General features: G+C 74.3%; 19 protein-coding genes. 5 read left to right on the top strand and 14 right to left on the bottom strand.

The features are described from left to right. Nucleotides 1-62: 62 nt before the first annotated feature. The gene (nrdR, locus tag AC2TEW_RS26805) at nt 63-560 is read right to left on the bottom strand and encodes a transcriptional regulator NrdR (RefSeq protein WP_484625926.1); all 498 of its coding nucleotides are present in this window, start codon (nt 558-560) and stop codon (nt 63-65) included. Between the two features lie 309 nt (nt 561-869). On the opposite strand from nrdR, the gene lexA reads away from it, so the two are divergent. After that, the gene (gene lexA / locus AC2TEW_RS26800; RefSeq protein ID WP_051811977.1) at nt 870-1,688 is read left to right on the top strand and encodes a transcriptional repressor LexA; all 819 of its coding nucleotides are present in this window, start codon (nt 870-872) and stop codon (nt 1,686-1,688) included. Between the two features lie 82 nt (nt 1,689-1,770). Here the strand turns inward: lexA and AC2TEW_RS26795 are convergent, their stop codons facing one another. The 5 genes from AC2TEW_RS26795 to AC2TEW_RS26775 form a co-directional block, all read right to left on the bottom strand. Further along, nucleotides 1,771-3,906, bottom strand: a complete 2,136-nt coding sequence (locus tag AC2TEW_RS26795) for an ATP-dependent DNA helicase (protein ID WP_484625925.1) — start codon at nt 3,904-3,906, stop codon at nt 1,771-1,773. A gap of 12 nt (nt 3,907-3,918) precedes the next feature. Then, nucleotides 3,919-5,730: an IucA/IucC family protein gene (locus AC2TEW_RS26790; RefSeq protein ID WP_484625924.1), complete on the bottom strand. Its 1,812-nt coding sequence runs from the start codon at nt 5,728-5,730 to the stop codon at nt 3,919-3,921. After that, the gene (locus AC2TEW_RS26785) at nt 5,711-7,066 is read right to left on the bottom strand and encodes a lysine N(6)-hydroxylase/L-ornithine N(5)-oxygenase family protein (protein ID WP_484625923.1); all 1,356 of its coding nucleotides are present in this window, start codon (nt 7,064-7,066) and stop codon (nt 5,711-5,713) included. Before AC2TEW_RS26785 ends, AC2TEW_RS26790 begins: the two co-directional genes overlap by 20 nt. A gap of 87 nt (nt 7,067-7,153) precedes the next feature. Further along, entirely contained in the window at nt 7,154-7,918 is a 765-nt protein-coding gene (locus tag AC2TEW_RS26780; protein WP_484625980.1) for a GNAT family N-acetyltransferase, read from the bottom strand. Further along, nucleotides 7,810-9,621 (bottom strand): IucA/IucC family protein, encoded by a 1,812-nt coding sequence (locus tag AC2TEW_RS26775; protein ID WP_484625922.1) that lies wholly within the window; start codon nt 9,619-9,621, stop codon nt 7,810-7,812. The genes AC2TEW_RS26780 and AC2TEW_RS26775 overlap by 109 nt, the downstream gene beginning before the upstream one ends. 260 nt (nt 9,622-9,881) lie before the next feature. Between AC2TEW_RS26775 and AC2TEW_RS26770 the strand changes: the two genes are divergently transcribed. Together AC2TEW_RS26770 and AC2TEW_RS26765 are read left to right on the top strand one after the other, a co-directional pair. Next, the gene (locus tag AC2TEW_RS26770) at nt 9,882-11,021 is read left to right on the top strand and encodes a trypsin-like serine peptidase (RefSeq protein ID WP_484625921.1); all 1,140 of its coding nucleotides are present in this window, start codon (nt 9,882-9,884) and stop codon (nt 11,019-11,021) included. 42 nt (nt 11,022-11,063) lie between these two features. Beyond that, on the top strand, nt 11,064-12,212 hold the full coding sequence (locus tag AC2TEW_RS26765; protein WP_484625920.1) for a trypsin-like serine peptidase: 1,149 nt from the start codon (nt 11,064-11,066) through the stop codon (nt 12,210-12,212). 65 nt (nt 12,213-12,277) lie between these two features. Here the strand turns inward: AC2TEW_RS26765 and hflX are convergent, their stop codons facing one another. From hflX to miaA, 5 genes are all read right to left on the bottom strand, one after another. Beyond that, nucleotides 12,278-13,777, bottom strand: a complete 1,500-nt coding sequence (hflX, locus tag AC2TEW_RS26760) for a GTPase HflX (RefSeq protein ID WP_484625919.1) — start codon at nt 13,775-13,777, stop codon at nt 12,278-12,280. Nucleotides 13,778-13,874: 97 nt separating this feature from the next. Beyond that, a complete protein-coding gene (locus AC2TEW_RS26755) occupies nt 13,875-16,139 on the bottom strand; it encodes a RelA/SpoT family protein (RefSeq protein ID WP_484625918.1) in 2,265 nt (754 codons plus the stop codon). 170 nt (nt 16,140-16,309) lie between these two features. Then, nucleotides 16,310-17,212 carry a diaminopimelate epimerase gene (gene dapF / locus AC2TEW_RS26750; protein ID WP_484625917.1) on the bottom strand — a complete coding sequence of 301 codons (903 nt, stop codon included), beginning with the start codon at nt 17,210-17,212 and terminating at the stop codon, nt 16,310-16,312. Nucleotides 17,213-17,285: 73 nt separating this feature from the next. Then, entirely contained in the window at nt 17,286-17,762 is a 477-nt protein-coding gene (locus AC2TEW_RS26745; RefSeq protein WP_033819022.1) for a DUF1129 domain-containing protein, read from the bottom strand. A gap of 247 nt (nt 17,763-18,009) precedes the next feature. Next, nucleotides 18,010-18,954 carry a tRNA (adenosine(37)-N6)-dimethylallyltransferase MiaA gene (gene miaA, locus AC2TEW_RS26740; protein ID WP_484625916.1) on the bottom strand — a complete coding sequence of 315 codons (945 nt, stop codon included), beginning with the start codon at nt 18,952-18,954 and terminating at the stop codon, nt 18,010-18,012. A gap of 147 nt (nt 18,955-19,101) precedes the next feature. On the opposite strand from miaA, the gene AC2TEW_RS26735 reads away from it, so the two are divergent. Then, nucleotides 19,102-19,320, top strand: a complete 219-nt coding sequence (locus AC2TEW_RS26735; RefSeq protein ID WP_484625915.1) for an antitoxin — start codon at nt 19,102-19,104, stop codon at nt 19,318-19,320. An 8-nt stretch (nt 19,321-19,328) separates the two neighbouring features. Here the strand turns inward: AC2TEW_RS26735 and AC2TEW_RS26730 are convergent, their stop codons facing one another. Further along, nucleotides 19,329-20,027: a class III extradiol ring-cleavage dioxygenase family protein gene (locus AC2TEW_RS26730; RefSeq protein ID WP_484625914.1), complete on the bottom strand. Its 699-nt coding sequence runs from the start codon at nt 20,025-20,027 to the stop codon at nt 19,329-19,331. A 58-nt stretch (nt 20,028-20,085) separates the two neighbouring features. Next, nucleotides 20,086-21,576, bottom strand: coding sequence for a tRNA (N6-isopentenyl adenosine(37)-C2)-methylthiotransferase MiaB (gene miaB, locus AC2TEW_RS26725; protein WP_484625913.1), 1,491 nt, complete (start codon nt 21,574-21,576; stop codon nt 20,086-20,088). A gap of 71 nt (nt 21,577-21,647) precedes the next feature. Here miaB and AC2TEW_RS26720 point away from each other — a divergent pair, with 71 nt between their 5' ends. After that, on the top strand, nt 21,648-22,676 hold the full coding sequence (locus AC2TEW_RS26720; protein WP_484625912.1) for a TAXI family TRAP transporter solute-binding subunit: 1,029 nt from the start codon (nt 21,648-21,650) through the stop codon (nt 22,674-22,676). A 191-nt stretch (nt 22,677-22,867) separates the two neighbouring features. On the opposite strand, the gene AC2TEW_RS26715 is transcribed toward AC2TEW_RS26720, so the two are convergent. Continuing rightward, a complete protein-coding gene (locus tag AC2TEW_RS26715) occupies nt 22,868-24,304 on the bottom strand; it encodes a sensor histidine kinase (protein ID WP_484625911.1) in 1,437 nt (478 codons plus the stop codon). Nucleotides 24,305-24,311 lie beyond the last annotated feature (7 nt).

The following is a 24,311-nucleotide window of genomic DNA, read 5'->3' as shown; positions in this document are numbered from 1 at the left end:
GTTTGTGCGCGTTCTTCGGGCGCGCGGGGGCCCCGGAGGGCCGCAAGGGTACGGCCGTCCCGCTAGGGGGCGGCGGCGGTGACCGGCACGGGTGCGCAGTCCTCCGCGTCGCGGGGCTGCTCGACGCGCAGCTCCGCGATGGCGGCCTCGAAGTCCTCCAGACCGTCGAAGGCCTTGTAGACGCTCGCGAACCGCAGGTAGGCGACCACGTCGAGCTGCTTCAGCGGCCCGAGTATGGCCAGACCCACGTCGTGGGTGGAGAGCTCGGCGCTGCCGCTGGCCCGCACGCACTCCTCGACCCGCTGGCCGAGCTGCGCCAGTGCGTCCTCGGTGACCGGCCGGCCCTGGCAGGCCTTGCGGACGCCCGAGATCACCTTCTCCCGGGAGAACGGCTCGGTGACACCACTGCGCTTGATGACCATCAGAGTGGCCGTCTCCACGGTGGTGAAACGGCGGCTGCAGTCCGGGCACTGACGGCGACGGCGGATCGAACTTCCGTCATCGCTGGCGCGGCTGTCCACCACGCGACTGTCCGGGTGCCGGCAGAAGGGGCAGTGCACCTGAGGACTTCCTCCCTGGCGGCAAGACATCGGACTCCGACACTCTACCGGACCACAACCTGTGGGTACGAGCGAGGAGACTAGCCACTAGATCTGGGAGTCGAGGGGCGACGCGCCGGAACGGGTCGAGATCCGCGCGCGGAGCGGAATACACTGTTCGGGTCGAACATTTAATCGATGTACACCCAAAGCCTTGATCGAGTCAGCTAACTCCTTGATAATTCACTCGAACGTGTGTTTGGCGCAACCTTTCGATAGGTGCACCAGTTGAGCTGCACAAGGGAGTACGCCTGTCGAATGAGGGCCGCCATGAACACGGTAGAAGCAAGGACCGCCATTCCGGTGCAGGAGCGCTCTGCGCGCACCGCGGACCAGAGCATGGACCACAGCATGAGCCAGAGCCAGCCGATCGAGCACGCCTCGGCGCAGGACGCCGTGCTCGTCCCGACCGCCCCGCCCCGCGCGATGCCCGGCCGCCCCCCGGGCATCCGCACCGACGAGGCCGGACTGACCGAGCGCCAGCGCCGGGTCATCGAGGTGATCCGGGACTCCGTCCAGCGCCGGGGGTACCCGCCGAGCATGCGCGAGATCGGCCAGGCCGTCGGCCTGTCCAGCACCTCCTCGGTCGCGCACCAGCTGATGGCGCTGGAGCGCAAGGGCTTCCTGCGCCGCGACCCGCACCGCCCGCGCGCCTACGAGGTCCGCGGTGTCGAGGTCGCCCGGCCGAACACCGCGGAGACCGCCGGCCGGCCCTCCACCTCGTACGTGCCGCTGGTCGGCCGGATCGCGGCCGGCGGCCCGATCCTCGCCGAGCAGACGGTCGAGGACGTCTTCCCGCTCCCCCGTCAGCTGGTCGGCGAGGGCGAGCTGTTCGCGCTCACCGTCCGCGGCGACTCGATGATCGAGGCCGCCATCTGCGACGGCGACTGGGTCACCGTCCGCCGCCAGCCGGTCGCCGAGAACGGCGACATCGTCGCCGCGATGATCGACGGCGAGGCCACCGTCAAGCGCCTCAAGCGCGAGGACGGCAAGATCTGGCTGATGCCGCACAACCCCGCGTACGAGCCGATCCCGGGCGACAACGCGACCATCCTGGGCAAGGTCGTGGCGGTCCTGCGCCGCCTCTGACGGACCCGCGCACCACCCCCGGGGGCTCCGGGCCGCACCCACCGCGGCCGGGGCCCCCGCGGCATGCCCGGGGCGCCGCCGGTCAGGCGCCGGTGGCCGTGGCCCGCTTGGTGACCGGGCGGACCGGCGGGGCGGCGGCGTCGATCGCGGCGAGCGAGCGGCGGACCTGGTTGCGGTCGGTGGTGTACCAGAAGTCCGGCATGGAGGAGCGGAAGTAGCCGCCGTAGCGGGCGGTGGCGAGCCGAGGGTCGAGGACCGCGACGATGCCCTTGTCGTCGGCCGCGCGGACCAGCCGGCCGGCGCCCTGCGCCATCAGCAGCGCGGCGTGGTTGGCCGCCACCGCCATGAAGCCGTTGCCGCCGCGCTGTTCGACGTCCTTCTGCCGGGCGCTCATCAGCGGGTCGTCGGGCCGCGGGAACGGGATCCGGTCCATCACCACCAGCTGGCAGGCGGAGCCCGGCACGTCCACGCCCTGCCACAGCGAGAGCGTGCCGAACAGGCACGTGGTGGCGTCCGAGGCGAACTCGCGGATCAGCTCGCCGAGGGTGTCCTCGCCCTGCAGCAGGATCCGGTTGTCGAGCCGCCCGCGCAGCGCCTCGGCGGCGGCCTGGGCGGCCCGCATCGAGGAGAACAGGCCGAGGGTGCGGCCGCCGGCCGCGCCGATCAGCTCGGTGAGCTCGTCCAGCATCTCCGGCCGGTCGGGCTCCCGCCCGGGCGCGGGCAGGTGCTTGGCGACGTACAGGATGCCCTGCTTGGGGTAGCTGAACGGGGAGCCGACGTCGATGCCGCGCCAGTACGGCGGGGCGTCCTCGCCCTGCTCGGGCTCGGGTTCGGCGGCCGAGCGCTGGTCCGGCAGGCGGCTCTCGGCGGGCAGGCCGAGCGAGCCGGCCACACCGTTGAAGTCGCCGCCGAGCTTGAGGGTGGCGGAGGTCAGGACGACCGAGCGGTCCTTGTAGAGGTTCTCCCGCAGCAGCCCGGACACGCTCAGCGGGGCGACCCGCAGCGAGGCCGCGCCGATGCCGTAGCGGTCGGCCCGCTCGATCCACACCACGTCGTACTCGGAGTCCTGGAGCAGCCGGTCGGCGGTCTCGTGCAGGGTCTCGGCGGAGGCCATCGCCTGCTTGCGGACGGCGTCCTCGTCGCTGAGCGAGCGGTCCCTGGTCTCGCCGAGCGAGGTGATCACCTGGCGGCAGGCGTCCCGGATCCCGGCGACCGCGTAGGCGAGGTACTCGGGGAGTTCCTCGACCCGGCCGGGCTGGACGGTCTCCATCAGGCCGTGGTAGTTCTCGGCGGAGGCCTGGAGGGCGTCCACGGCCTTCTCGTTGGCGAGCTTGGCCGCCCGCCGCACGGCCCGGTTGACGGCGTGCACCGACAGCTCGGCGGTGGCGGCGCCGGTCACCCGGTTCACCAGCTCGTGCGCCTCGTCGATGATCAGCAGGCCGTGCTCGGGCAGCACCGGGGCGCCCTCGATGGCGTCGATCGCCAGCATGGCGTGGTTGGTGACCACCACGTCGGCGAGCTTGGCGCGCTCGCGGGCGGCCTCGGCGAAGCACTCGCCGCCGTACGGGCAGCGGGTGGCGCCCAGGCACTCCTTGGAGGTGACCGAGAGCTGGGCCCAGGCCTTGTCGGAGACGCCCGGGGTGAGGTCGTCCCGGTCGCCGGTGTCGGTCTCGCCGGCCCACTCGCGCAGCCGCAGCACGTCCTGGCCGAGCTTGCCGGACGGCCCGCCGAGCGCCTCGACCGGGTCGAACAGGCCCTCGCCCTCGTCCGCGGGGGTGCCCTCGTTGGCCCGGTGCAGGCAGAGGTAGTTGGAGCGGCCCTTGAGCATCGCGAACAGCGGGCGGCGGCGCAGCACCGGGTGGAGCGCGTCCACCGTCCGGGGCAAGTCCCGCTCCACCAGCTGGCGTTGCAGCGCCAGGGTGGCGGTGGCGACCACGACGCGGTCGCCGTGGGCGAGCGCGGGCACCAGGTAGGCGAGGGACTTCCCGGTGCCGGTGCCGGCCTGGACGAGCAGGTGCTCGCCGGTGTCGACCGCGGCGGAGACCGCCTCGGCCATCCTGACCTGGCCGGGCCGCTCGACGCCGCCGACGGCGGTGACGGCGGCGTGCAGCAGCTCCGGGAGCCGGGAGGCGGGGACGGCGCCCGGCAGGTCGTCCGGGGCTTCGTCGGCCGGTGCGTCGTCGCCCGGCCCGGTGAGGGATGCGGAGTCGTTCGTCATGACGGGCCCAGCCTACGGGGCGGGAGTGACAATCCGGGCCCGTTGGCCGGGCAGCCCGAGCGGGGCCGCGGGGTGGAGGGCGTTGTCGACCTGGCCGTGGACGGCGGCGTGCGGGCGCTCGGGCCGGTCGCGGTAGCCGTCGAGCAGCAGCCGGTTGCGGTTGAGGCAGAGCCGGTCGATCCGCGGGGTGAGCAGGTCGAAGAGCGCGAACCGCTCGGCGAGCTCCGGGAAGCGCCGTTGGTGGGCCAGCACCTCCTCGCGCAGCAGCGCCCAGAACTGCGGCTCGGGCACCCCCAGCTGCTGCTCGAACAGCGCCGCGAGGTAGCGGTACACCCCGATGAACAGTCCGGCGTGCAGGAACTGGCACAGCTGGTCGGGGCGCTGGCGCAGCAGCACGCCGGCCACCTCGGGCGGCAGCCGCTCCAGCTCGGGCAGGTCCTGGTCGGTGAGGTTGATGTCGTCGACGAAGTCCTTGACCGCGAGCCGGACCGGGACGTCGTGCTCGTCGAAGAGCAGGATCGCGTTCTCGCCGTGCGGGGAGAACACCGTGCCGTAGCGGTACAGGAAGTGCAGCAGCGGCGGCAGCATCACCCTGAAGAGCCGCTGCAGCCAGTCGGTGGCGGTGAGGCCGGAGCGGGCGACCAGTTCGGCGGCGAGGGCGCGGCCGTCGGAGCCGGTCTGCAGCAGCGCGGCCAGGGTGCGGCCGCGCTCGCCGGGGTCCAGCTGGCCGTCCAGGGACTCCCGCCAGATCGCCCCGAGCAGCTCCTTGTACTGGTAGGGCGCCTCGGGGAGCTCGCGGTAGAGCGGGTGGTCGACGGTGACGGAGGCGATCTCGCCGAGCAGGACCACCCGGCACTCCTCGCGCAGGAACGGGTCGCGGTCCCGGATGCCGTGCACCCAGGCCGTGACGGCGGGCGCGGCCAGCGTGCGCTCGGTCGGCAGGCCGCGCCAGACCAGGGTGTTGAGGACGGACAGCGGCAGCTTGACGGTGCAGCGCTCGGGCCGGGTGAGGTTGAAGAAGCTGCGGATGGACTGCTGCGGCAGCCGCAGGTCGCCGTCGCCGCCCAGCGGGACGATCCGGCCGTCGGCGATCCAGGGCGCGAACAGCGGCACCACCACCTCGTCCCACTGCCAGGGGTGGACCGGCAGCAGCAGGTACTCGTCGGCCCGGTCGCCGAGCGGGGCGCGCAGCCGGTCCGGGGCGTCGAGCTCGCGCTCGTAGAGGTCGGCGGCGCCGCGGAACTCGGCGAGGCTGCGGTGCACGGCGATCCAGGGCAGTTCGGCGGGGGTGCGGGCCTCGGGCGCCCAGCGGGCGGCGTCCTGCGCGGAGAAGCCGATCCGGCCCTTGTTGGGCACGATCCAGGGGTGGCCGCTCTGCCGGCCCTCCAGTTCGACGTGGCCGAGGCCGGCGAGTTCGGCGGCGGTGAGTTCGGTGCCGAGCAGGCGGGTGTCGGCGATCAGGGTGGCGGTGAGTTCGCGGACCAGGTGGCCGGCGGTGTCGCCGGTCAGCCCGAGCAGGTGCCGGGCCCGCTGGACGAAGCGCAGCGGGTCGGCGTCCCCCTCCGGCGGGCAGTGCACCGAGTCCGGGTCGACCCGCCAGCTGCCGTACGCGCCGCGGCGGGCCCGGAACCGGTAGGCGGCGCCGGGGAGTTCGAGGACGTACCGGTCGCCGTCCCCGGGTCCGTCCGGCACCGGGGTGATCAGCTCCTCGTACGCGAACTCGCCGAGCAGTTTGGCGAGCAGCCGCCGCCCGGCCCGCTGCCAGTGCTCCTGGGTGAGGTGCGGGGGCAGCCTCAGTGGCTGGTCAGCGGATGGCTGCGGCACGGTTCTCCTCCTGGGGTCGAGGGAGCAGGGCGGCGCTGGGCGGGGCGAAGCTGGTCCAGGCGGTGCGGGTGGGCAGCTGGTGGACCGGCCTTCCGGCGACGGCGTTGAGGATGACGGCGGCGCGGTGGGCGCCCAGACCGAGGTCCGGGGCGCCGACCCCATGAGTGTGCAGCTCGGCGTTCTGGACGTACAGGGCGCCGGTGAGGGCCGGGCGGGTGGCCACCCGGTGGTCGGCGTCGACCCGGTAGCGGCCCTGGTCGTCCCAGTCGATCAGGGCGGCGATCGGGTCGAGCAGTGCCGGGCGGACGGTCCGGTAGCCGGTGGCGAGCACCACGGCGTCGGTCCGTACCAGGTGCTGGACGCCGGAGTCGGTGTGCCGGCAGCGCAGTTCGAGTCCGCCGCAGGGGCCGGCCTGGGCGTCGGTGACGGCGGTGCCGGGGACGATCTCCACCGGGTCGGCGTCCAGCGGGCGTCCGACGGTGCGTTCGTAGAGGTGGTCGTGGACGGCGGCCAGGGTCTCGGCGCTGGCGGCCTTGTGGAGCTGCCACTGGGCGGGTACCAGGCGGTCCCGGGTGTCGGCGGGCAGGCCGTGGAAGTAGCGGGTGTAGTCGGGGGTGAAGTGTTCCAGGCCGAGTTTGGAGTACTCCATCGGGGCGATGGCCCGGCTGCGGGTGAGCCAGCGCAGCCGGGTGCCGTCGCCGCCGCGGGTGCGCAGCAGGTCGAGGAAGACCTCGGCGCCCGACTGGCCGGAGCCGATCACCGTGATGTCGCGGGCGGCGGCCAGGGCCGGCCGCTGCTGCAGGTAGTCGGCGCTGTGCCGGACCATGGGGTGGCCGGCCAGCGCGGCGAAGGCCTCGGGGCTGACCGGCCCGGTGCCGACGCCGAGCACGACGGCGCGGGCGTGCAGCGGCCCGGCAGCGGTCTCGGCCCGGTAGAGCCGGTCGGCGGCGTCCCAGTGCAGGGCGGTGACCTCGGTGGCGAAGCGGCAGTTGGGCAGGCGTTCGGCGGCCCAGCGGCAGTAGTGGTCGTACTCGCGGCGGGGCAGCTGGAAGCGTTCGGCGAAGTAGAACGGGAACAGCCGCTGCTGGTCGCGCAGGTAGTTGAGGAAGGACCACGGGTTGGTCGGGTCGACCAGCGTGACCAGGTCGGCCAGGAACGGCACCTGCATCCGCGCGCCGTCGACCAGCATGCCGGGGTGCCAGCGGAACTCCGGCCGGGCCTCGCAGAACAGTGTGCGCAGGCCGTCGGCGCGGTCGGCGAGTGCGGCGAGGGACAGGTTGAAGGGGCCGATGCCGACACCCAGGAGGTCGTACGGATCGGGCTGCGGGTCGTCCATGCCATCCAGTTCGGGGAGAGGGGTCGGGGCCGGGGAGACAGGGTCGGGGCCGGGGCGCGGGTCGGCCGGGTGCGGCCGGGCGGGCGGTCAGCCGGCGCGGCGGCGGACCATCAGGGCGGCCCGTTTGCCGGGCAGCCGCAGGTCGGCGGCCCGGTCGAAGCCGGCCCGGTGGAAGGCCCGCAGCGAGGCGGTGTTGCGCAGGTCCGGCTCGGCGACCACCTGCTCGCAGGCCGGGCGGCGGGCCAGGATCCGGCCGGCCAGCGCGGCCAGCAGCAGGCTGCCGAGTCCGCGGCCGCGCGCCTCGGCGGGGCCGAGCAGCAGGTGCACGCCGGTGTCGTGCGGGCGGGCCGGGTAGTGCAGGGCGAGCGGGTCGAGATCGGCCCGGTAGACCTCCCAGTAGCCGACCGGGACGCCGTCCAGCAGGCCGAGGCAGGGGACGCTGCGGCCGTCGCCGTCGAGTTGGGCGCGCAGGTGCCGGGCGGTGGTGGCGGGTGGCCCGGCCAGCTCCCAGTAGGCGTCCACGGCGGGGTCGTTCATCCACCGGGTGAGCAGGGCGAGGTCGGTGGCCGGTCGGACCGGGCGCAGCCGGAACTCGCCGGCGGCGGTGGGCATCGGGCCCCAGCCGGCCACGCCGTCCAGCCGGTCGGACGGCAGGTCGGACGGCGGATCGGACGGCGGGCGGACGGACCGCTGTCCGGAGGCCGGGCGGACGGGCGGCGGGCCGGAGGCCGGGCCGGTGGGTGTCACGCCACCGCCACCGGGTTGGCGATGGTCACGTAGACGGACTGGGTCTCGACCGGGCCGACCAGTTCGTCGAGGCCGTGCAGCCGGGTGAGCAGGTTGGCCTTGCAGCACAGGGTCGGCGAGTCCAGCAGGTGGGCGGGGAGCGAGGAGCCGGTGGCGGCCGCGGCGGGTCCGGCCAGGAAGGTGCGCACGACCGCGAGCAGGGCGCCCTCGTCGGCGAGGCCCTGCGAGCCGAGTCCGCCGACCAGCCCGAGGAGGTGGTTGATGCCCAGGTAGTAGGCGAAGCGCTCGTCCGCGACCTGGTCGGCCACGAAGGTGTCGCTGTGCGCGCCGAGGCCGGGCAGCCGGGCGGTGAGCCGCCGCTCGTGCGAGGCGCGGTAGTAGTAGCCCTGGTTGTCCCGGTAGCGGCCGCCGGCCGGCCAGCCGGCCGGGTCGAGCAGCACCAGGCTGTTCTGCTGGTGGGCCTCCAGGGCGATGCCGGCCCGGCCGTCGAGCCACAGCACGGGCAGTACGACGGCGTACAGGTAGCGCCGCAGCCACTCGGCGGTGACGGCGGGCAGCGCGTCTCCGGTGCGGGCGGCCAGCTCGTGCAGGATGTCGGAGAGCTGGGAGTGCAGCCGCTCCAGCGGCTGTTCGGCGATCAGGCCGGCCACGCACAGGGCGCGGTCGGCGGGGCCGAAGGGCTGCCGGCGCAGCACGGTGTCCAGGCCGCCCGGGTCGCCGAGCGCGGGGTGGTCGACGCCGATCCAGGCGGGGTCGCGGACGATGTCGAAGCCGGGGTGGGCGGCCCGCCACTCGGCGCCGAGGCCGGCCTCCAGCAGCCGGTGCACCTCCAGGCCGCGGTGCAGTTCCTTGCGGAGGTTCTCCCGGCGGGAGTTGGTGATCCGCAGCGCGAGCGAGAGCTTGAGCATCCACGGGGTACTGGGGCGGCAGACCGTACGGACCGAGGAGGTGGGGTGCCAGGGTTCGCCGTGCTGGCCGAGGTCGTGCAGCAGCCCGGCCTCGAAGAGCCCGGCGACGGCCGGGCGCCGGGCCAGCTCCCCGGCCTGCCAGGGGTGCAGCGGGAGTGCGGCGGTGCCGGGCGGCAGCAGGTCCGGGCGGCCGAGCAGCCGGGCGGTGAGCGTTTCGGCGGGCGGCCCGGCGGAGTCGGCGGCCAGCAGGTCCCGGTCGACGGCGTACCAGTGCAGCCGGAAGCTGCCGCCGAGCTCGGGCGAGTACGCGGCGCTCTGGGCGGGGGCGAGGCCGTCGCGGCTCTTGGGGGTGGGGTGCAGCGGGTGGCCCAGCAGCAGGGACTGCTCGGTCCGCAGGAACGGGGTCGGGGCGGCGGCGGGGACGGCCCTGCGGTGGGCCAGGAACTCGGCGGTGCGCCCGGCCGAGTCGGCCACCCGGGCGGCGAGGTCGGCGATCTGCCCGGCTTCGGGCCGCCGGGCGGCGGCGCCCGCCAGCAGGGCGGCGACCGTGACGGCGTCCACCGGGCTGCGCGTCCCGCTGCCGGCGGTGACGGTGACCCGGCCGAACCGGTGCCAGCCGCAGCGCGACCAGTGCCGGACGGGCGCGGTCAGTTCGGCGGCGCCGCCGAGGACGGCGATCCGCAGCCGTCCGTCGCCGTCGGGGCGGGCACCGGTCTCCCGGGCCCAGCACCGCAGCAGGCTCTCGGTGGCGGCCTGTTCGGCGGCGACGGACGGGTCGGGGTGGAGCAGCGGGTCGGGGTGGAGCAGCGGGTCGGGGTCGAGCACCGGCTCCCCCGGGACGGCCGCTACGGCCGGGTGGAGCGGTACGGCCGGCGGGGCTCCGGTGAGGGCGGTGCTCAAGGCTGCTCCTTCGGACGGGCTGGACTACAGGTAAGGGCTACCTATCCCGGCTGCGCGAGCACAAGATCGGGTCACTCCTTCCGGTGAATGACGGCCCATCACTCAGCCCTGCGGGTGACCGTCGTCACCCTGATGGCGGTAGGCGGTCACGAATCGGTGACCACTCGTCAACAGCCCGACACGGCCCGCCCGGCCGCCCCGGCCGGATGGGAGACTGCCCCGGGGGGAACGTCGGCCGAGGATCCGGGGGCAACGAGACGATGGCATCGATACGCCGCGGGGCGGGCGCCGCCGTGCTGGCCCTCGCGGTCCTGGTAACGGTCCCGGCCTGCGGCCCGGACGGCGACGGCGCCCGCGCCTCGGGCCTGCCCCGCAGCTGGGACGAGCTGAAGCACTGGCGCTTCGAGGACTGGGACCGCTGGGCCTCCCGGCACGTCTTCCGCAACCCGGAGGCCGGCGGCGTCTGGGACCCCGAAACCATGGGCGGCGCCCCGGCGCAGCAGCCCTCCCCGGCCTCGGCCGCACCGCCGTCCGCACCGGCCGGCGGCCCCGCCACCGCAGCCGCCACCGCTGACCCCGCCGGACCCGCCACCGCCTCCGCCGGGCCGGCCGCCGGACCCGCACCGGCCGTCGTCGAGGCCGTCCCGGTGCCCCGCCCGTACACCCAGTACGCCGCCTCCGGGAAGGTCTTCATGACGGCGCCGGGCGGCGGAACCGGCCAGTGCTCCGCGACCCTGGTCGCCGACCCGGCCCACCCCGGCCGGAGCAACCTGGTCTGGACGGCCGCGCACTGCGTGCACGAGGGCAAGGACGGCGACTGGTTCAGGAACATCATCTTCGTGCCCGCCTACAACAGTTCGGGCGCCGCCAGCGGCGGACGGAAGGCGACCCTGCCGGAGGTCGCTCCGCTCGGCCAGTGGTGGGCGGACCGGGTGATCACCTCGCCGCAGTGGACGGCCGAGGGCGGGCACTCCGGCAACTCGGCCAACCAGTACGACTTCGCGGTGCTCAAGGTGCACAACCCGGACGGCTCCGGGAAGTCCCTGGAGGAGGTGGTCGGCACCGCCGTCCCGGTCTGGTTCGACGCTCCGCGCGAGAAGCTCTCGGTCTCCGCCTGGGGCTACCCGGTCGGCCGGCCCTTCGACGGCCAGGAGCTGGACCGCTGCGACGCCGGCCCGCCTGGGCAGCTGTCCTTCGACCCGGCGCGGCCCGCGATGCTGACCATCGGCTGCACCATGACCTCCGGTGCCAGCGGCGGCGGCTGGTTCGCCACCGGGCCGGACGGACGGCAGGCGCTGGTCTCCAACACCTCGATCGGCACCCTCGACCACACCTCGCTGAACGGCCCCTACCTGGAGAGCGTGGCCCGCCAGGCACTCGACTACCTCTCCAGGAAGTAGCCCGACCACCCGACTCCCATCGACGCTACGGGGACCACCGACATGTCATCCACCCACCGGCGCTCCGCCGCCGCCTCGGCCGCCCTGCTCACCGTCCTCGCGCTGACCGCCACCGCCTGCGAGGACGACGCCGCCCCCACGGCCGCGCCGCCGGCCGCCGCCGCGCCGGCCTCGGCCGTCGCGTCCGGCAGCGCCAAGCCGAGCCTCAAGCTGCCGGACTCGCTGAAGGACCTGAAGAACTGGAGCGCGGACGACCTCGCCAACTGGGCCAAGGAGCACGGCTTCAAGCCCGAGGTGCTGAAGGGCTACTGGGACCAGGTCCGGATGGAGGCCGCCAAGGGCGTGAAGCCCAAGGATGCCAACATCGCCGCCGCCAAGTCCCCGAGCCGCTCCGAGGTCCAGCTGCCGCCCGCCATCCCGGCCGCCGCGGAGAAGCACCCGTACAGCCCGGGCACCGCCGTGGTCGGCAAGATCTTCATGAGCGTCAGCCCCACCGCGGACGCCGAGTGCTCCGGCACGGTGGTCGCCGACCCGGCCCACCCCGGCCGGAGCAACCTGGTCTGGACGGCCGCGCACTGCGTGCACGAGGGCAAGGGCGGCAGCTGGTTCAAGAAGATCAGCTTCGTCCCCTCGTACAACCGCGCCGGCGCCGCCAGCGGCGGCCGCAAGGCCACCCTCAACCAGCTCGCGCCGTACGGCGTGTGGACCGTCGAGAGCGGGCTGACCGGCCCGGGCTGGAGCGAGGAGGGCGACGAACGGGGTGGCCCAGCCAGCCAGTACGACTTCGCCGTGGTCCGGGTGCGCAACGAGGACGGCGACGGCCGCTCGCTGGAGGAGACCATCGGCGGCTCGGTCCCGGTCTGGTTCAACGCCCCGGCCGATCAGGTCACCGCCGCCTCCGCCTACGGCTACCCGGCCGACGCGCCCTTCGACGGCCTGGAGCTGGAGCACTGCGACTCCCGGGTCAAGCTGACCCCGTACGTCTACGACGCGGCGCACCCGCCGATGAACGCGATGGGCTGCACCATGACCGGCGGAGCCAGCGGCGGCGGCTGGTTCGCCCAGCGCGGCGGCCGGCCGGCCCTGATCAGCAACACCTCGGTCGGCAACGACGCCGGCACCTTCCTGGCCGGCCCCACCCTCGGCAGCGAGGCGGAGAAGGTCTTCAGCTACGTCAGCAAGAACCAGTGACACGCCGCGGGCCCGGAGCCCCCGAGGGGGTCCGGGCCCGCGCGCGCCGTGTGGACGGCAGCGGCTCAGCGCTGGACGGCCACCGCGTAGCGCTCCAGCTCGGCGGCCAGCTCGGCCGCCACCTTGGCGTGCACCAGGGTGCCGTCGCCGGTGTGCTCGGTGGAGAGCAGCTCGCCCTCCGCGTGCACCCGTGAGACCAGGTCGCCCCGGGTGTACGGGACCAGCACCTGGACCTCGACGGCCGGGCGCGGCAGCTCGTCGTCGATCAGCTTGAGCAGCTCGTCCATGCCCTGCCCGGTGCGGGCCGACACCACCAGGGCGTGCGGCTCGCGGCGCAGCAGCCGCTGGAGCACCAGCGGGTCGGCGGCGTCCGCCTTGTTGATCACCACGATCTCCGGCACGTTCTGCGCCTCGACCGAGACGATCACCTCGCGCACCGCGGCCAGCTGGGTCTCCGGCTCGGGGTGCGAGCCGTCCACCACGTGCAGGATGAGGTCGGCGTCGGCGACCTCCTCCATGGTGGAGCGGAAGGCCTCGACCAGGTGGTGCGGCAGGTGCCGGACGAAACCGACGGTGTCGGCCAGGGTGTAGACCCGGCCGCTCGGCGTCTGGGCCCGGCGCACGGTCGGGTCCAGGGTGGCGAACAGCGCGTTCTCCACCAGGACGCCCGCACCGGTGAGCCGGTTGAGCAGGGAGGACTTCCCGGCGTTGGTGTAACCCGCGATGGCGACGGAGGGGACGTGGTTGCGACGGCGCTCCTGGCGCTTGGTGTCGCGGCCCTTCTTCATCTCGGCGATCTCCTTGCGGAGCTTCGCCATCTTCTCGCGGATCCGGCGCCGGTCGGTCTCGATCTTGGTCTCACCGGGACCACGGGTGGCCATGCCGCCGCCCGAGGAGCCGGAGCCACCGCCACCCATCTGCCGGGACAGCGACTGACCCCAGCCGCGCAGCCGCGGCAGCATGTACTGCATCTGCGCCAGCGAGACCTGCGCCTTGCCCTCCCGGGACTTGGCGTGCTGGGCGAAGATGTCCAGGATCAGCGCGGTCCGGTCGACCACCTTGACCTTGACCACGTCCTCCAGCTGGATCAGCTGGCCGGGGGTGAGCTCACCGTCGCAGACCACGGTGTCGGCGCCGGTGGCGGCGACGATGTCGGCGAGCTCCCGGGCCTTGCCGGAGCCGATGTAGGTGGCGGGGTCGGGCTTGTCGCGGCGCTGGATCACACCGTCGAGCACCTCGGAACCGGCCGTCTCGGCCAGGGCCGCGAGCTCGGCCAGCGAGTTCTCGGCCTCCTCGACCGTCCCGCTGGTCCAGACACCGACGAGCACCACGCGCTCCAGCCGCAGCTGGCGGTACTCGACCTCGGTGACGTCCTGGAGTTCGGTGGACAGGCCCACCACACGCCGCAGGGCGGCGCGCTCGGATCGGTCGTACTGGTCGCCGTCGTAGGAACCGAGGTCCTCGTCGATCGCCGCGAGGTCCTCGTCCATCAGGGCGTCGGCCTTGATGTCGGTGATTCGGCGGGAGCTGCCCGCCGGGGTGCGGCTGTCGAACGTGGAGGTCATCTCATCCTTTTGCTGGTCGGAGGCCGGTTGGGTCCGCCCGATGGCGGACACACCAGGAGTCTGCCCCTTGACCGCTCGGAAAACCACCGAGGACGGGCTACCCCTGCGGACCGCGGGCCGCACCGGCACTACTGCTGCCTTGCGTCAACGCCGCGGACCGGCCGTGAATTCCCCACGATGGTCGCACGCCGGGCCCGCCGGGGTCATCCGGATTACCCCCGCCCGGCCGGTACACGTCGTACACGCCGGACACCCGCAGCATCGCCCGCATCACCGCCGGCAGCACACCGGCCGCGGGCAGGACGACGGTGTAGCTGTGCCGGACCCGCAGCTCGGTCGGGGGCCCGACCTCGGCGGAGACGATGTCGACCCCCTCGGCGGAGATCACCGCGGTCAGGTCGGCGAGCAGCCGGGGATGGTTCAGCGCCTCGGCGTGCAGGGTGGCGCGGTACCCGCCGGCGGGCTCGGCGCCGGGGATCCAGACCGTCTCCAGCCCTGCCCGGCCGGCCTCGCGCATCTGGCCGCCGACCGGGCAGTCGGCCCGGTGCACCGCCACCGCGCCGCCGCGGATCGCGAAGCCGGTGACCCGGTCCGGCGGTACCGGGGTGCAGCAGCGGGCGAGGCGGACCGGGACGCCCGGGCGGCCCGCGACCGTGGCGGGCGGGCCCGCCGGCCCGGCGGCGGGCCGGTCCGGCGAGACGGGCTGCCCGGCCGGCCGGCCGGCCTCCACCACCGGCGCGCCGGCCGGGTGGTCGGCCAGCCAGCGTTCGATGGCGAGCCGCGCCCCCGGGGTGCGGGTGTACTCCAGCCACCCGGCGTCCGGGCCGGAGGCGTCACCGCCGCCGGTCAGCACGGCGAGCACGTCGCCGTCGCGCAGCGGTGTGGACAGCGCGGTGAGCCGGCCGTTGACCCGGGCGCCGATGCACCGGTGCCCGTTCTCCTCGCCGATCAGGTACGCGGCGTCCACGCAGCTCGCCCCGGCGGGCAGCTGCAGGGTCAGGCCGGTCTCGGTGACGACGGTGATCTCCCGGTCGTCGGAGAGGTCGGCGGTCAGCGCCGACCAGAACGCGTCCGGGTCCGGCGCCTCCTGCTGCCAGTCGAGCAGCCGGCTGAGCCAGCCCGGGCGGGCCGGGTCGGTGCGGTCGGACTCCGGGTCGTCCGGGCCGCCCGGCGCCGGATCCGCCTGGTCCGGGTCGCCGAGCGCGACCACCCCGAACTCGGCCACCCGCTGCATCCGGCGGGTGCGCACCAGCACCTCGACCACTTCGCCGCCGGGCAGCGAGACCGCCGTGTGCAGCGCCTGGTAGAGGTTGAACCGGGGGGCGGCGATGAAGTCCTTGAACTCGCCGGGCAGCGGGGTCCAGCAGGTATGCAGCTCGCCGAGGACGGCGTAGCAGTCGGCCTTCTCCTCGACCACCACCAGCAGCCGGCCGAGGTCGGAGGGGCGCAGTCCCTGCGGGCGGCCGTCCGATCCCGCCACCGCGCTGCGGCCGAGCAGGACCCGGTGCGCCGAGACGTGGTGGCGGGGCCGGACGGTGACCGAGGCCGGCACCCCGGTCTCGGTCAGCTGCCGGGCGAGGGCCCGGGCGAAGGGCTCCAGGACGCCGTCCGGGCGGGCGCCGTGGGCGTCCAGCAGGGCGCCGGTGCGCGCGTACTCCTCCGGGTGGAGGGTGGCGAAGACGATGTCCTCGAGCTCGGCCTTGACCACCTGGATGCCGAGCCGGTCGGCGAGCGGGATCAGCACGTCCCGGGTGACCTTGGCGATCCGGACCTGGCTGGCGGGCTTCATGTGACGGATCGTCCGCATGTTGTGCAGCCGGTCGGCGAGCTTGATCACCATCACCCGGACGTCGTCGCCGGTGGCCACCAGCATCTTGCGGAAGGTCTCGGCCTCGGCGGCGGCGCCGAAGTCCACCTTCTCCAGCTTGGTGACGCCGTCGACCAGGTAGGCCACCTCGGGGCCGAAGTCGGCGCTGACCTGATCCAGCGTCACCTCGGTGTCCTCGACGGTGTCGTGCAGCAGCGAGGCGACCAGGGTGGTGGTCCCGGCGCCGAGTTGGGCCAGGATCATGGTGACGGCGAGCGGGTGGGTGATGAACGGTTCGCCGCTCTTGCGGGTCTGCCCGCGGTGGCTCTCCTCGGCGGTCCGGTAGGCGCGCCCGAGCAGGGCGAGGTCGGCCTGCGGATGGTGCACCCGGTGGGCCTGCACGATGGGCTCGATCGCGTCCGGGACCGGGCCCCGGCCGGTCGCCAGCAGGGCGGCGCGGCCGGCCCGGCCGAGTGCGGCCCGGCTGAGCCGGGGCAGCGGGCGCTTGGGCACGGTGTACGGGACGGCCCCGTGCTGGCCGGCTTCGATGGTCATCTGCACCTCCGGCAGCGATCACCGGAGCGAGGTCCGACCCGGTGGTCCATGCTACCGAGCACAGCACGTTCCGCGACCGCCTGCTCCCACTCCGTCAGCCGAATCACCCGATCAGGGGGATTCACGGACAACAGAACGGGGCAAAGCGCCCGCGGTCCGGGGGCGCGTCCTCAGCCGGTCGGCAGGCCCAGCCAGGCCCGGTCCAGGGTGCCGGACGCGACGATCACCGCGGGACCGGTCATCTCGACCCGGCCGTCCGGGAACTCCTCGATCACCAGCCGGCCGCCCGGCACGTCCACGGTGTACGCGACCGGCTCGCCGGTGGCGGCGGGGTCGGCGCCGTCCCGCCGGGCGGTGGCCACCGCGACGGCGCACGCGCCGGTGCCGCAGGACCTGGTCTCGCCGGAGCCCCGCTCGTGCACCCGCATCGCGACGTGCCGCGGGCCGCGGTCGACCACGAACTCGACGTTGACGCCCTCGGGGTAGACCCCCTCCGGGCTGGTCAGCGGCGCGGTGTAGAGCTCACCCGCGTCGTCGAGGGCCGCCACGAAGGCGACCGCGTGCGGGTTGCCCATGTTGACGTTGAGGGCCGGCCAGCGGCGGGCGCCGACCGCGACCTCGATCCCGTCCGGCCCGGGCAGCGCGGCCCGGCCCATGTCCACGGTGACCTCGCCCGGGGTGCCGTCCGGCGCGTCCCCGGCCACCGTGACCTGCCGCACCCCGGCCCGGGTGGCGACCGCCAGCGGGCCCGGCTCCGCGAGGCCGGCCTCGACCAGGTAGCGGGCGAACACCCGCACGCCGTTGCCGCACATCTCGGCGATCGAGCCGTCCGAGTTGCGGTAGTCCATGAACCACTCGGCCCGGTCGGCCAGGTGCGCCGCGGCCGGGTCGGCGGCGGAGCGCACCACCCGCAGCATCCCGTCGCCGCCGATCCCGGCCCGCCGGTCGCAGACCAGCGCGACCTGGGCCGGGCCGAGGTCGAGCCGGCCGTCGAAGTCGGGAATGATGACGAAGTCGTTCTGCGTGCCGTGGCCCTTGAGGAAGGGCAGGCCCGCCGGGGTGGAGTCGCTCACGCCACGATCGTACTGATCCGGCCACCCGCGCGGGCGGTCGGTTCGGCCCGCGGACGGCCGGGGCGGGGCCGGGTCAGCCGCGGAGCTGGACCACGCGCCAGACCGCGAGGGCCACCGCGACGCAGGCCACCAGGGTGTAGACCAGGATCGCCCGCCACCCGGCCCGCCGGCCGCTGCCGCGGCGCGGCACGCCCGGCCACTTGTAGCCGACCCGGCGGGCGGCCATCGCGCCCCAGCCGGTGGAGGCCGCGGTCAGCAGCAGGCCGAGCATCCCGATCATCGGGGAGGCGCTGTCGGGGCCGAAGGCGAGCGGGAAGGCGAACATCAGCGAGCCGAGGGTGGCCATCACCACGATCGGCAGCAGCTGCCACCAGCGCAGCCGGCGGCGCGGGCGGATCTCCCGCTCGTGGACCACCCCGGTGAGCTGGTCCAGGACGGGCAGGGCCACCGCGTACGAGGTGGTCGGCGCCACGAGCTCCGGCAGCTGGTCGTCGACGCGCTGGGCGTCGCCGGGCAGCTGCTCGGTCTCGGGGCCGGTACCGGTCGACACGCGGCCTCCCCCTGACGCTTCGACACGAGCCGACGGACTCGCGGACGGTGGGGCCGGGCGGATGCGTCCGACCCCAGGTGCTACCGATGATGGCATGTCCAGGGTCGCCGACAGGACCTCGCGGGGGTCGTCGGGTGATCCGTGGCCAGGACGTGATCGGCCTGTAACCCCCGGTTCGCGACGATTCTGCGGCTGCCGGTGCAGCTGCACGGGCCGATGGCCGAAAACCGTCCCCGGGGCGGCCGGGTCAGGCCGCCGGATGATCCCCGATCAGCTCCAGCGAGCGCTCCAGCAGCGCCACCGGGTCGGTCCCGGCCGGCCGGGAGAGCCAGTGGATCCGGTCGTCCCGGCGGAACCAGGACTCCTGCCGGCGGGCGAACCGCCTGGTCGCGCGGACCGTCTCGGCCTTCGCCTCGTCCTCGGTGCACTCCCCCGCGAAGTGCGCCAGCACCTGCTGGTAGCCGAGCGCGCGGGCGGCCGTACGGCCCTCGCGCAGACCGGCCGACTCCAGGGCGCGCACCTCGTCGAGCAGCCCGGCCTGCCACATCCGGTCGACCCGCAGCCCGATCCGCTCGTCCAGTTCCGGACGCGGCACCTGGACGCCGATCTGCACGGCGTCGTAGACCGCGGTGTGGCCGGGCAGGTTGGCGGTGAAGGGCAGCCCGGTGATCTCGATGACCTCCAGCGCGCGGACGATCCGGCGCCCGTTGCTCGGCAGGATCGCCGCCGCGGCGGGCGGGTCCAGCTCGGCCAGCCGCCGGTGCAGCAGGCCGGGCCCGTCCGCCTCCAGCTCGGCCTCCAGCCGGGCCCGGACGGCGGGGTCGGTGCCGGGGAACTCCATCTCGTCGATGGCCGCCCGGACGTACAGCCCCGAGCCGCCCACCAGGACGGGGGTGCGGCCGGCCGCCAGCAGCCGGTCGATCTCGGCCCGGGCCAGCCGCTGGTACTCGGCCACGCTGGCGGCCTCGGTGACGTCCCAGATGTCCAGCAGGTGGTGCGGGATGCCGCCGCGCTCCTCGACGGTCAGCTTCGCCGTGCCGATGTCCATGCCGCGGTAGAGCTGCATCGAGTCGGTGTTGATCACCTCGCCGCCGAGGCTGCGGGCGATGGCGACCGCCAGGTCGGACTTGCCGGCGGCGGTCGCGCCGACCACCGAGACGAGGCGGGGCGGGAGCGGGTGGGTGCTGGTCACGGTTCCAAGTCTCGCAAAGGGCCGGGCCGGCCACCGGTTCGGGTGTTTCAGATACATATGGAGAGGTATGTGAGGTTTGCAACGGCGGACGTCCGGGCAGGTCCCGGCGACGGACCAGGTACGACGGCCTCGGACAGGGAGAGCGACATGGGCCTGATGGACAGCTTCAAGGGCAAGGCCGAGGAGCTCAAGGAGAAGGCCGGCGAGCTCGCGGGCAAGCACAACCAGAAGATCGACGAGATGGTCGACAAGACCGGCTCGGCGGTGGACAAGGCCACCAAGCACAAGTACAGCGACAAGATCGAGAACACCGCGGCCAAGGCCAAGCACGCCGTGGACGACTTCGCCGCCAAGCCGAAGGACTGAGCCGCCCGTCAGCTCCAGGAGGCGACGAAGTAGCCGACGCCGTAGGGCGCCTGGTCGTAGCCCAGCCGGCCGCGCAGGCCCGCGCCCTCGGCGGCACCCGCCAGGACCTGCCAGGGGGCCCGGCCCTCGGCCAGCAGTTCGGCGGCGAGGGCGGCGTCGAGCGCGGCCAGCGCCTCGGTGTCGGCCGACCCGAGGGCCGCGGCCACCGCGGCGTCCCAGCCCTCGGCCCGCTCGTCCAGGTAGCCGGGCGCCTTGACCGAGCGGCAGGCACTGCCGTCGCCCATCACCAGCAGGCCGACCCGGTCGGCGAGGTCCGCCAGGCCCTTGCCGAGGCCCAGCAGCCGGTCGGGGGCGGTGTCGGAGGGCACCGCGCAGGCGTGCGTCGGCACGGTGGCGCCGGACTGCTCCAGCAGCCAGGCACCGACGGTCAGCGCGGGCGTCAGCTCGCCCTCGCCGGGCCCGCCGAGCGGCAGCCGCGCGGCCAGCTCCACGCCGTACCGCTGGAAGGTGCCGATCCCGCCCTCGGTCCAGACTTCCGCCCGCGGGCCGGTCCCGACCACCACGATCAGCTCGGCACCGGACGCCAGCAGCTCGCCGACCGCCGCCCGGCAGGCCTCGCGGAGCGGTTCGAGCTCGGGGGCGGCCCCGGCGGCGACCGCCGGGACGAGCAGCGGCGGACAGGGGCAGACGGCGGCGGCGACCAGCATGTCGATCACTCTAGCGGTGCCCGGCCGCACCGGCCGGGCACCGCCGGAGCGGTTGCGCTCAGTCGCAGCCGCAGCCGCTGCCCGCCGGGGCGGGCGAGGGCGCGGGGACGCCGATGGTCGGCAGCCCGAGCATCACCCCGGCCGGCTTGGCCGCCGGGGCGGCCTGCCGCTTCTCCCAGGCGTCGCCCGCCCGGGTACGGCGCACGGCCAGCGCCGGGCCCTCGGCGAGCAGGTGGTGCGGGGCCGCGTAGGTGATCTCCACGGTGACCATGTCGCCCGGGCGGACCGGCTCGGCGGGCCGGGTGAAGTGCACCAGCCGGTTGTCCGGGGCCCGGCCGGAGAGCCGGTCGGTCCGGTCGTCCTTCTTGCCCTCGCCCTCGGCGACCAGGATCTCCAGCCGGCGGCCGACCTGCTTCTTGTTCTCCTCCCAGGAGATCTCCTCCTGGAGGGCGACGAGGCGCTCGTAGCGCTCCTGCACCACGGCCTTCGGGATCTGCCCGTCCATCTCGGCCGCGGGCGTGCCGGGCCGCTTGGAGTACTGGAAGGTGAAGGCGTTGGCGAACCGGGCCTCGCGGACCACGTGCAGGGTCTGCTCGAAGTCCTCGTCGGTCTCGCCGGGGAAGCCCACGATGATGTCGGTCGAGATCGCGGCGTCCGGCATCGCGGCGCGCACCTTCTCGATGATCCCGAGGAAACGCTCCTGCCGGTACGAGCGGCGCATCGCCTTGAGCACGGTGTCCGAACCGGACTGCAGCGGCATGTGCAGCTGGTGCATCACGTTCGGGGTCTGCGCCATCGCCGCGATCACGTCGTCGGTGAAGTCGCGCGGGTGCGGGGAGGTGAACCGGACCCGCTCCAGGCCCTCGATCTGCCCGCAGGCGCGCAGCAGCTTGGAGAACGCCTCGCGGTCGCCCAGGTCGGAGCCGTAGGAGTTGACGTTCTGGCCGAGCAGGGTGACCTCGACCACGCCCTCGGCGACCAGCGCCTCGACCTCGGCGAGGATGTCGCCGGGCCGGCGGTCCTCCTCCTTGCCGCGCAGCGCGGGGACGATGCAGAAGGTGCAGGTGTTGTTGCAGCCGACCGAGATCGCCACCCAGGCCGCGTACGCGGACTCGCGGCGGGTGGGCAGCGTGGAGGGGAAGGTCTCCAGCGACTCCAGGATCTCCACCTGGGCCTGCTGCTCGATCCTGGCCCGCTCCAGCAGGGCCGGCAGGTGGCCGATGTTGTGGGTACCGAAGACCACGTCGACCCACGGCGCCTTGCGCACGATGGTGTCGCGGTCCTTCTGGGCCAGGCAGCCGCCGACGGCGATCTGCATGCCCCGGTGGCTCTGCTTGGCGGGAGCGAGCCGGCCGAGGTTGCCGTACAGCTTGTTGTCGGCGTTCTCGCGGACGGCGCAGGTGTTGAAGACCACCAGGTCGGGATCGCCGTCCTGGTCGGCCTTGGCGTACCCCGCCTCCTCCAGCAGCCCGGACAGCCGCTCGGAGTCGTGGACGTTCATCTGGCAGCCGTACGTGACGACCTTGTAAGTTCGCAAGCTCTCCTCCATACCCACAACTGCAAGGGTAAGGGCACCGGCCGGGCCTCCCGTCCGGCCGCCGGGCCTGGCAGTATCCCTGCATGGCCGACACTCCGCTCCCCGCCCGACCGGGCGCCGCCGTGCGCGCCGCCCTCCGCAGCCGCCCGGTGCCGGTGGTGGTGGCGTTGCTGCTGGTGGTGGCCGCGGTGCTGACCGGCTGGCGGGTCTCCGACGCCGGCTCGGCCGGCCGGCCGCAGCGGGAGGCGGGCTTCGCCACCGGGGTCCCGCGCGGGGTCTACGACCTGTACGGGCAGCTGCTGCGCCGGTACGTCGGGGAGAGCGTCCCCGGCCTGCACCTGCGGCTGGACAACTCGCAGGGCTCGGTCGACAACCTGGAGCGGGTGGTGGCCGGCCGGGACGACTTCGCCATCGCCACCGCGGACGCGGTGACCTCCTTCGACAAACCCGGCAAGCCCAGACTGCGGGCCATCGCCCGGCTGTACGACGACTACCTCCAGCTGGTGGTCCCGGCCGGGTCCAAGGTGGAGCACGTCGCCGACCTGCGCGGCCTGCGGGTCGGGGTCGGCCAGGGCAAGTCCGGGGTGAACCTGGTCACCCGGCGGCTGCTGGGCGCGGCCGGGCTGGACCCGGACCACGACATCGTGCCGCTCGGCCTCGGCGTGGGCGACGCCGCCGACCAGCTCAGGGACGGCCAGCTGGACGCGTTCTTCTGGTCCGGCGGGCTGCCCACCGCGGCACTGACCGACCTGGCCGGCCGCTTCCCGATCCGGATCGTGCCACTGGCCGAGCTGGCCGAACCGCTGCAGCGCCAGGAGGGCGGCGGGGCCGCCGCCTACCGGGCGGCCACCATCCCCGCCAACACCTACCCGGGCATCCGGCCCGCCGACACCCCGGTGCCCACGGTCGCCGTGCCCAACCTGCTGGTGACCAGGGACGACGTGGACCCGGCCCTGGTCCAGGGGGTGACCAGGGCGGTGATCGACAGCCGCGACACCATCGGCGCCCAGGTGCACGCGGCGCAGTTGGTCGACCTGCGGACCGCGGTCTACACCGACCCGCTGCCGCTGCACGAGGGCGCCCGCCGCTACTACACCTCGGTCAAACCCTGACGATCGCGGCCGGACCCTGACGATCGCGGCCGGACCCTGATGCATCGCGGCCGGACCCTGATGGTCTCGGCCACAGCATGACACCCGACGCGCCACCCGAGAGCCCCGGCAGACGCCTCGACGAAGGCATGGACGAAGAGGCCCGGACGAAGGCCTCGGCAGAGCCCTCGGGAGAGCCCTCGGCGGGCGTCTCAGCGGCCCGGACGCTGCCTCGGGACGGTGAGGGCGACCGTCAGCCCGGTCGGCTCGGCCGGCGCGAAGTCCAGCGAACCGCCGCCGGCCAGCAGCAGGGTGCGGGCGATGGACAGGCCGAGGCCGGAGCCGTCCACGTTCTGGTGCCGGGAACTGCGCCAGAAGCGGTCGCCGATCCTGGCCAGCTCCTCCTCGGTGAGGCCGGGGCCGTGGTCGGTGACGCTCACCACCACCTCGCGCTTGCGCAGTTCGACGGCGACCGTGACCGCCGAGCCGGCGGGCGCGAACTTGAGCGCGTTGTCCAGCACGGCGTCGAGCGCGCTGCCGAAGCCGATCGGATCGGCCAGGCCGTGGGCGAGCGCCGGGGAGCGCCGCTCCAGGCTCAGACCGCGCTGCTCGGCGGTCGGGCGCCAGGCGTCGACCCGGGCCATCACCAGCCGGGTCAGGTCGACCGGCTCGGGTTCGGGCCTGGCGTGCTCGGCGGTGGCCAGGCCCAGCAGGTCGTCCAGCACCCGGGCCAGCCGGGTGCCCTCCTCGCGGACCGCGCCGAGCTCCTCGTCGTGTCCCTCCGGCAGCTCCAGGCCGAGCAGCTCGACCCGCAGCAGCAGCGCGGCCAGCGGGTTGCGCAGCTGGTGCGAGGCGTCCGCGACGAAGGCCCGCTGCTGGTCCATGGCCAGCACCACGTGGTCGGCCATCTCGTTGAAGGAGCGGGCCAGCCGGCGCAGCTCCGGCGGGCCTCCGCTCGGCGCGACCCGGGCGTTCATCCGGCCGGTCGCGATGTCGTGGGTGGCCCGGTCGAGGGTGCGGACCGGGCGCAGCACCCAGCCGGTGAGCAGTACCGCGAACAGGATCGCCACGATCATGGCGAGCACCTCCCCGCCGGCGATCACCATCCACTTCTGCAGCACCCGGGCGCGCAGCGGCCCGGTGGGCGATTCGGTGATCACCACGGCGACCACGTCGCCGTCGCGGACCACCGGCAGCGCCACGGTGAGGGTGTCGTCCGAGTTCCACGGCCAGACCTGGCGCGGGTTGTGGCTGCGCCGCCCGTCCAGCGCCTCCTGGAAGGCCTCGGCACCGGGACCGGTGGTGGCCTGCCAGCCGTGCGGGGCGACCGCGACGGCGTCGCCGTCGCGGTAGAAGATGCCGATCCTGATGCCGTACAGCTCGTGGTACCGGGTGACCTCGCCGTTCAGCGCGCTGAGCCGGCCGGTGTCGCCCGCCACCGGCTGGTAGTCGCCCTTGATCGCGGTGTTGATGCCGCTGGACCGGCCCGGGGTGGGGAGGTCCTGGGCGAAGCGGGCCGCGTCGTCGATCCGGTCGACCACCACCTCGCTCTGCTCGGAGGCCGCCGACAGGTAGCCCAGCGGCACCCCGAGGGCGGCCAGGACGGCCGCCATCAGGGTGAGCAGGATGCCGAGCAGTCGGGTGCGCACGGGGAGG

Source organism: Kitasatospora sp. NEAU-CNBT7 (assembly GCF_057220535.1).
The sequence above is the reverse complement of the archived record's forward strand: the minus strand, read 5'-3'. Positions and strand labels throughout refer to the sequence as shown.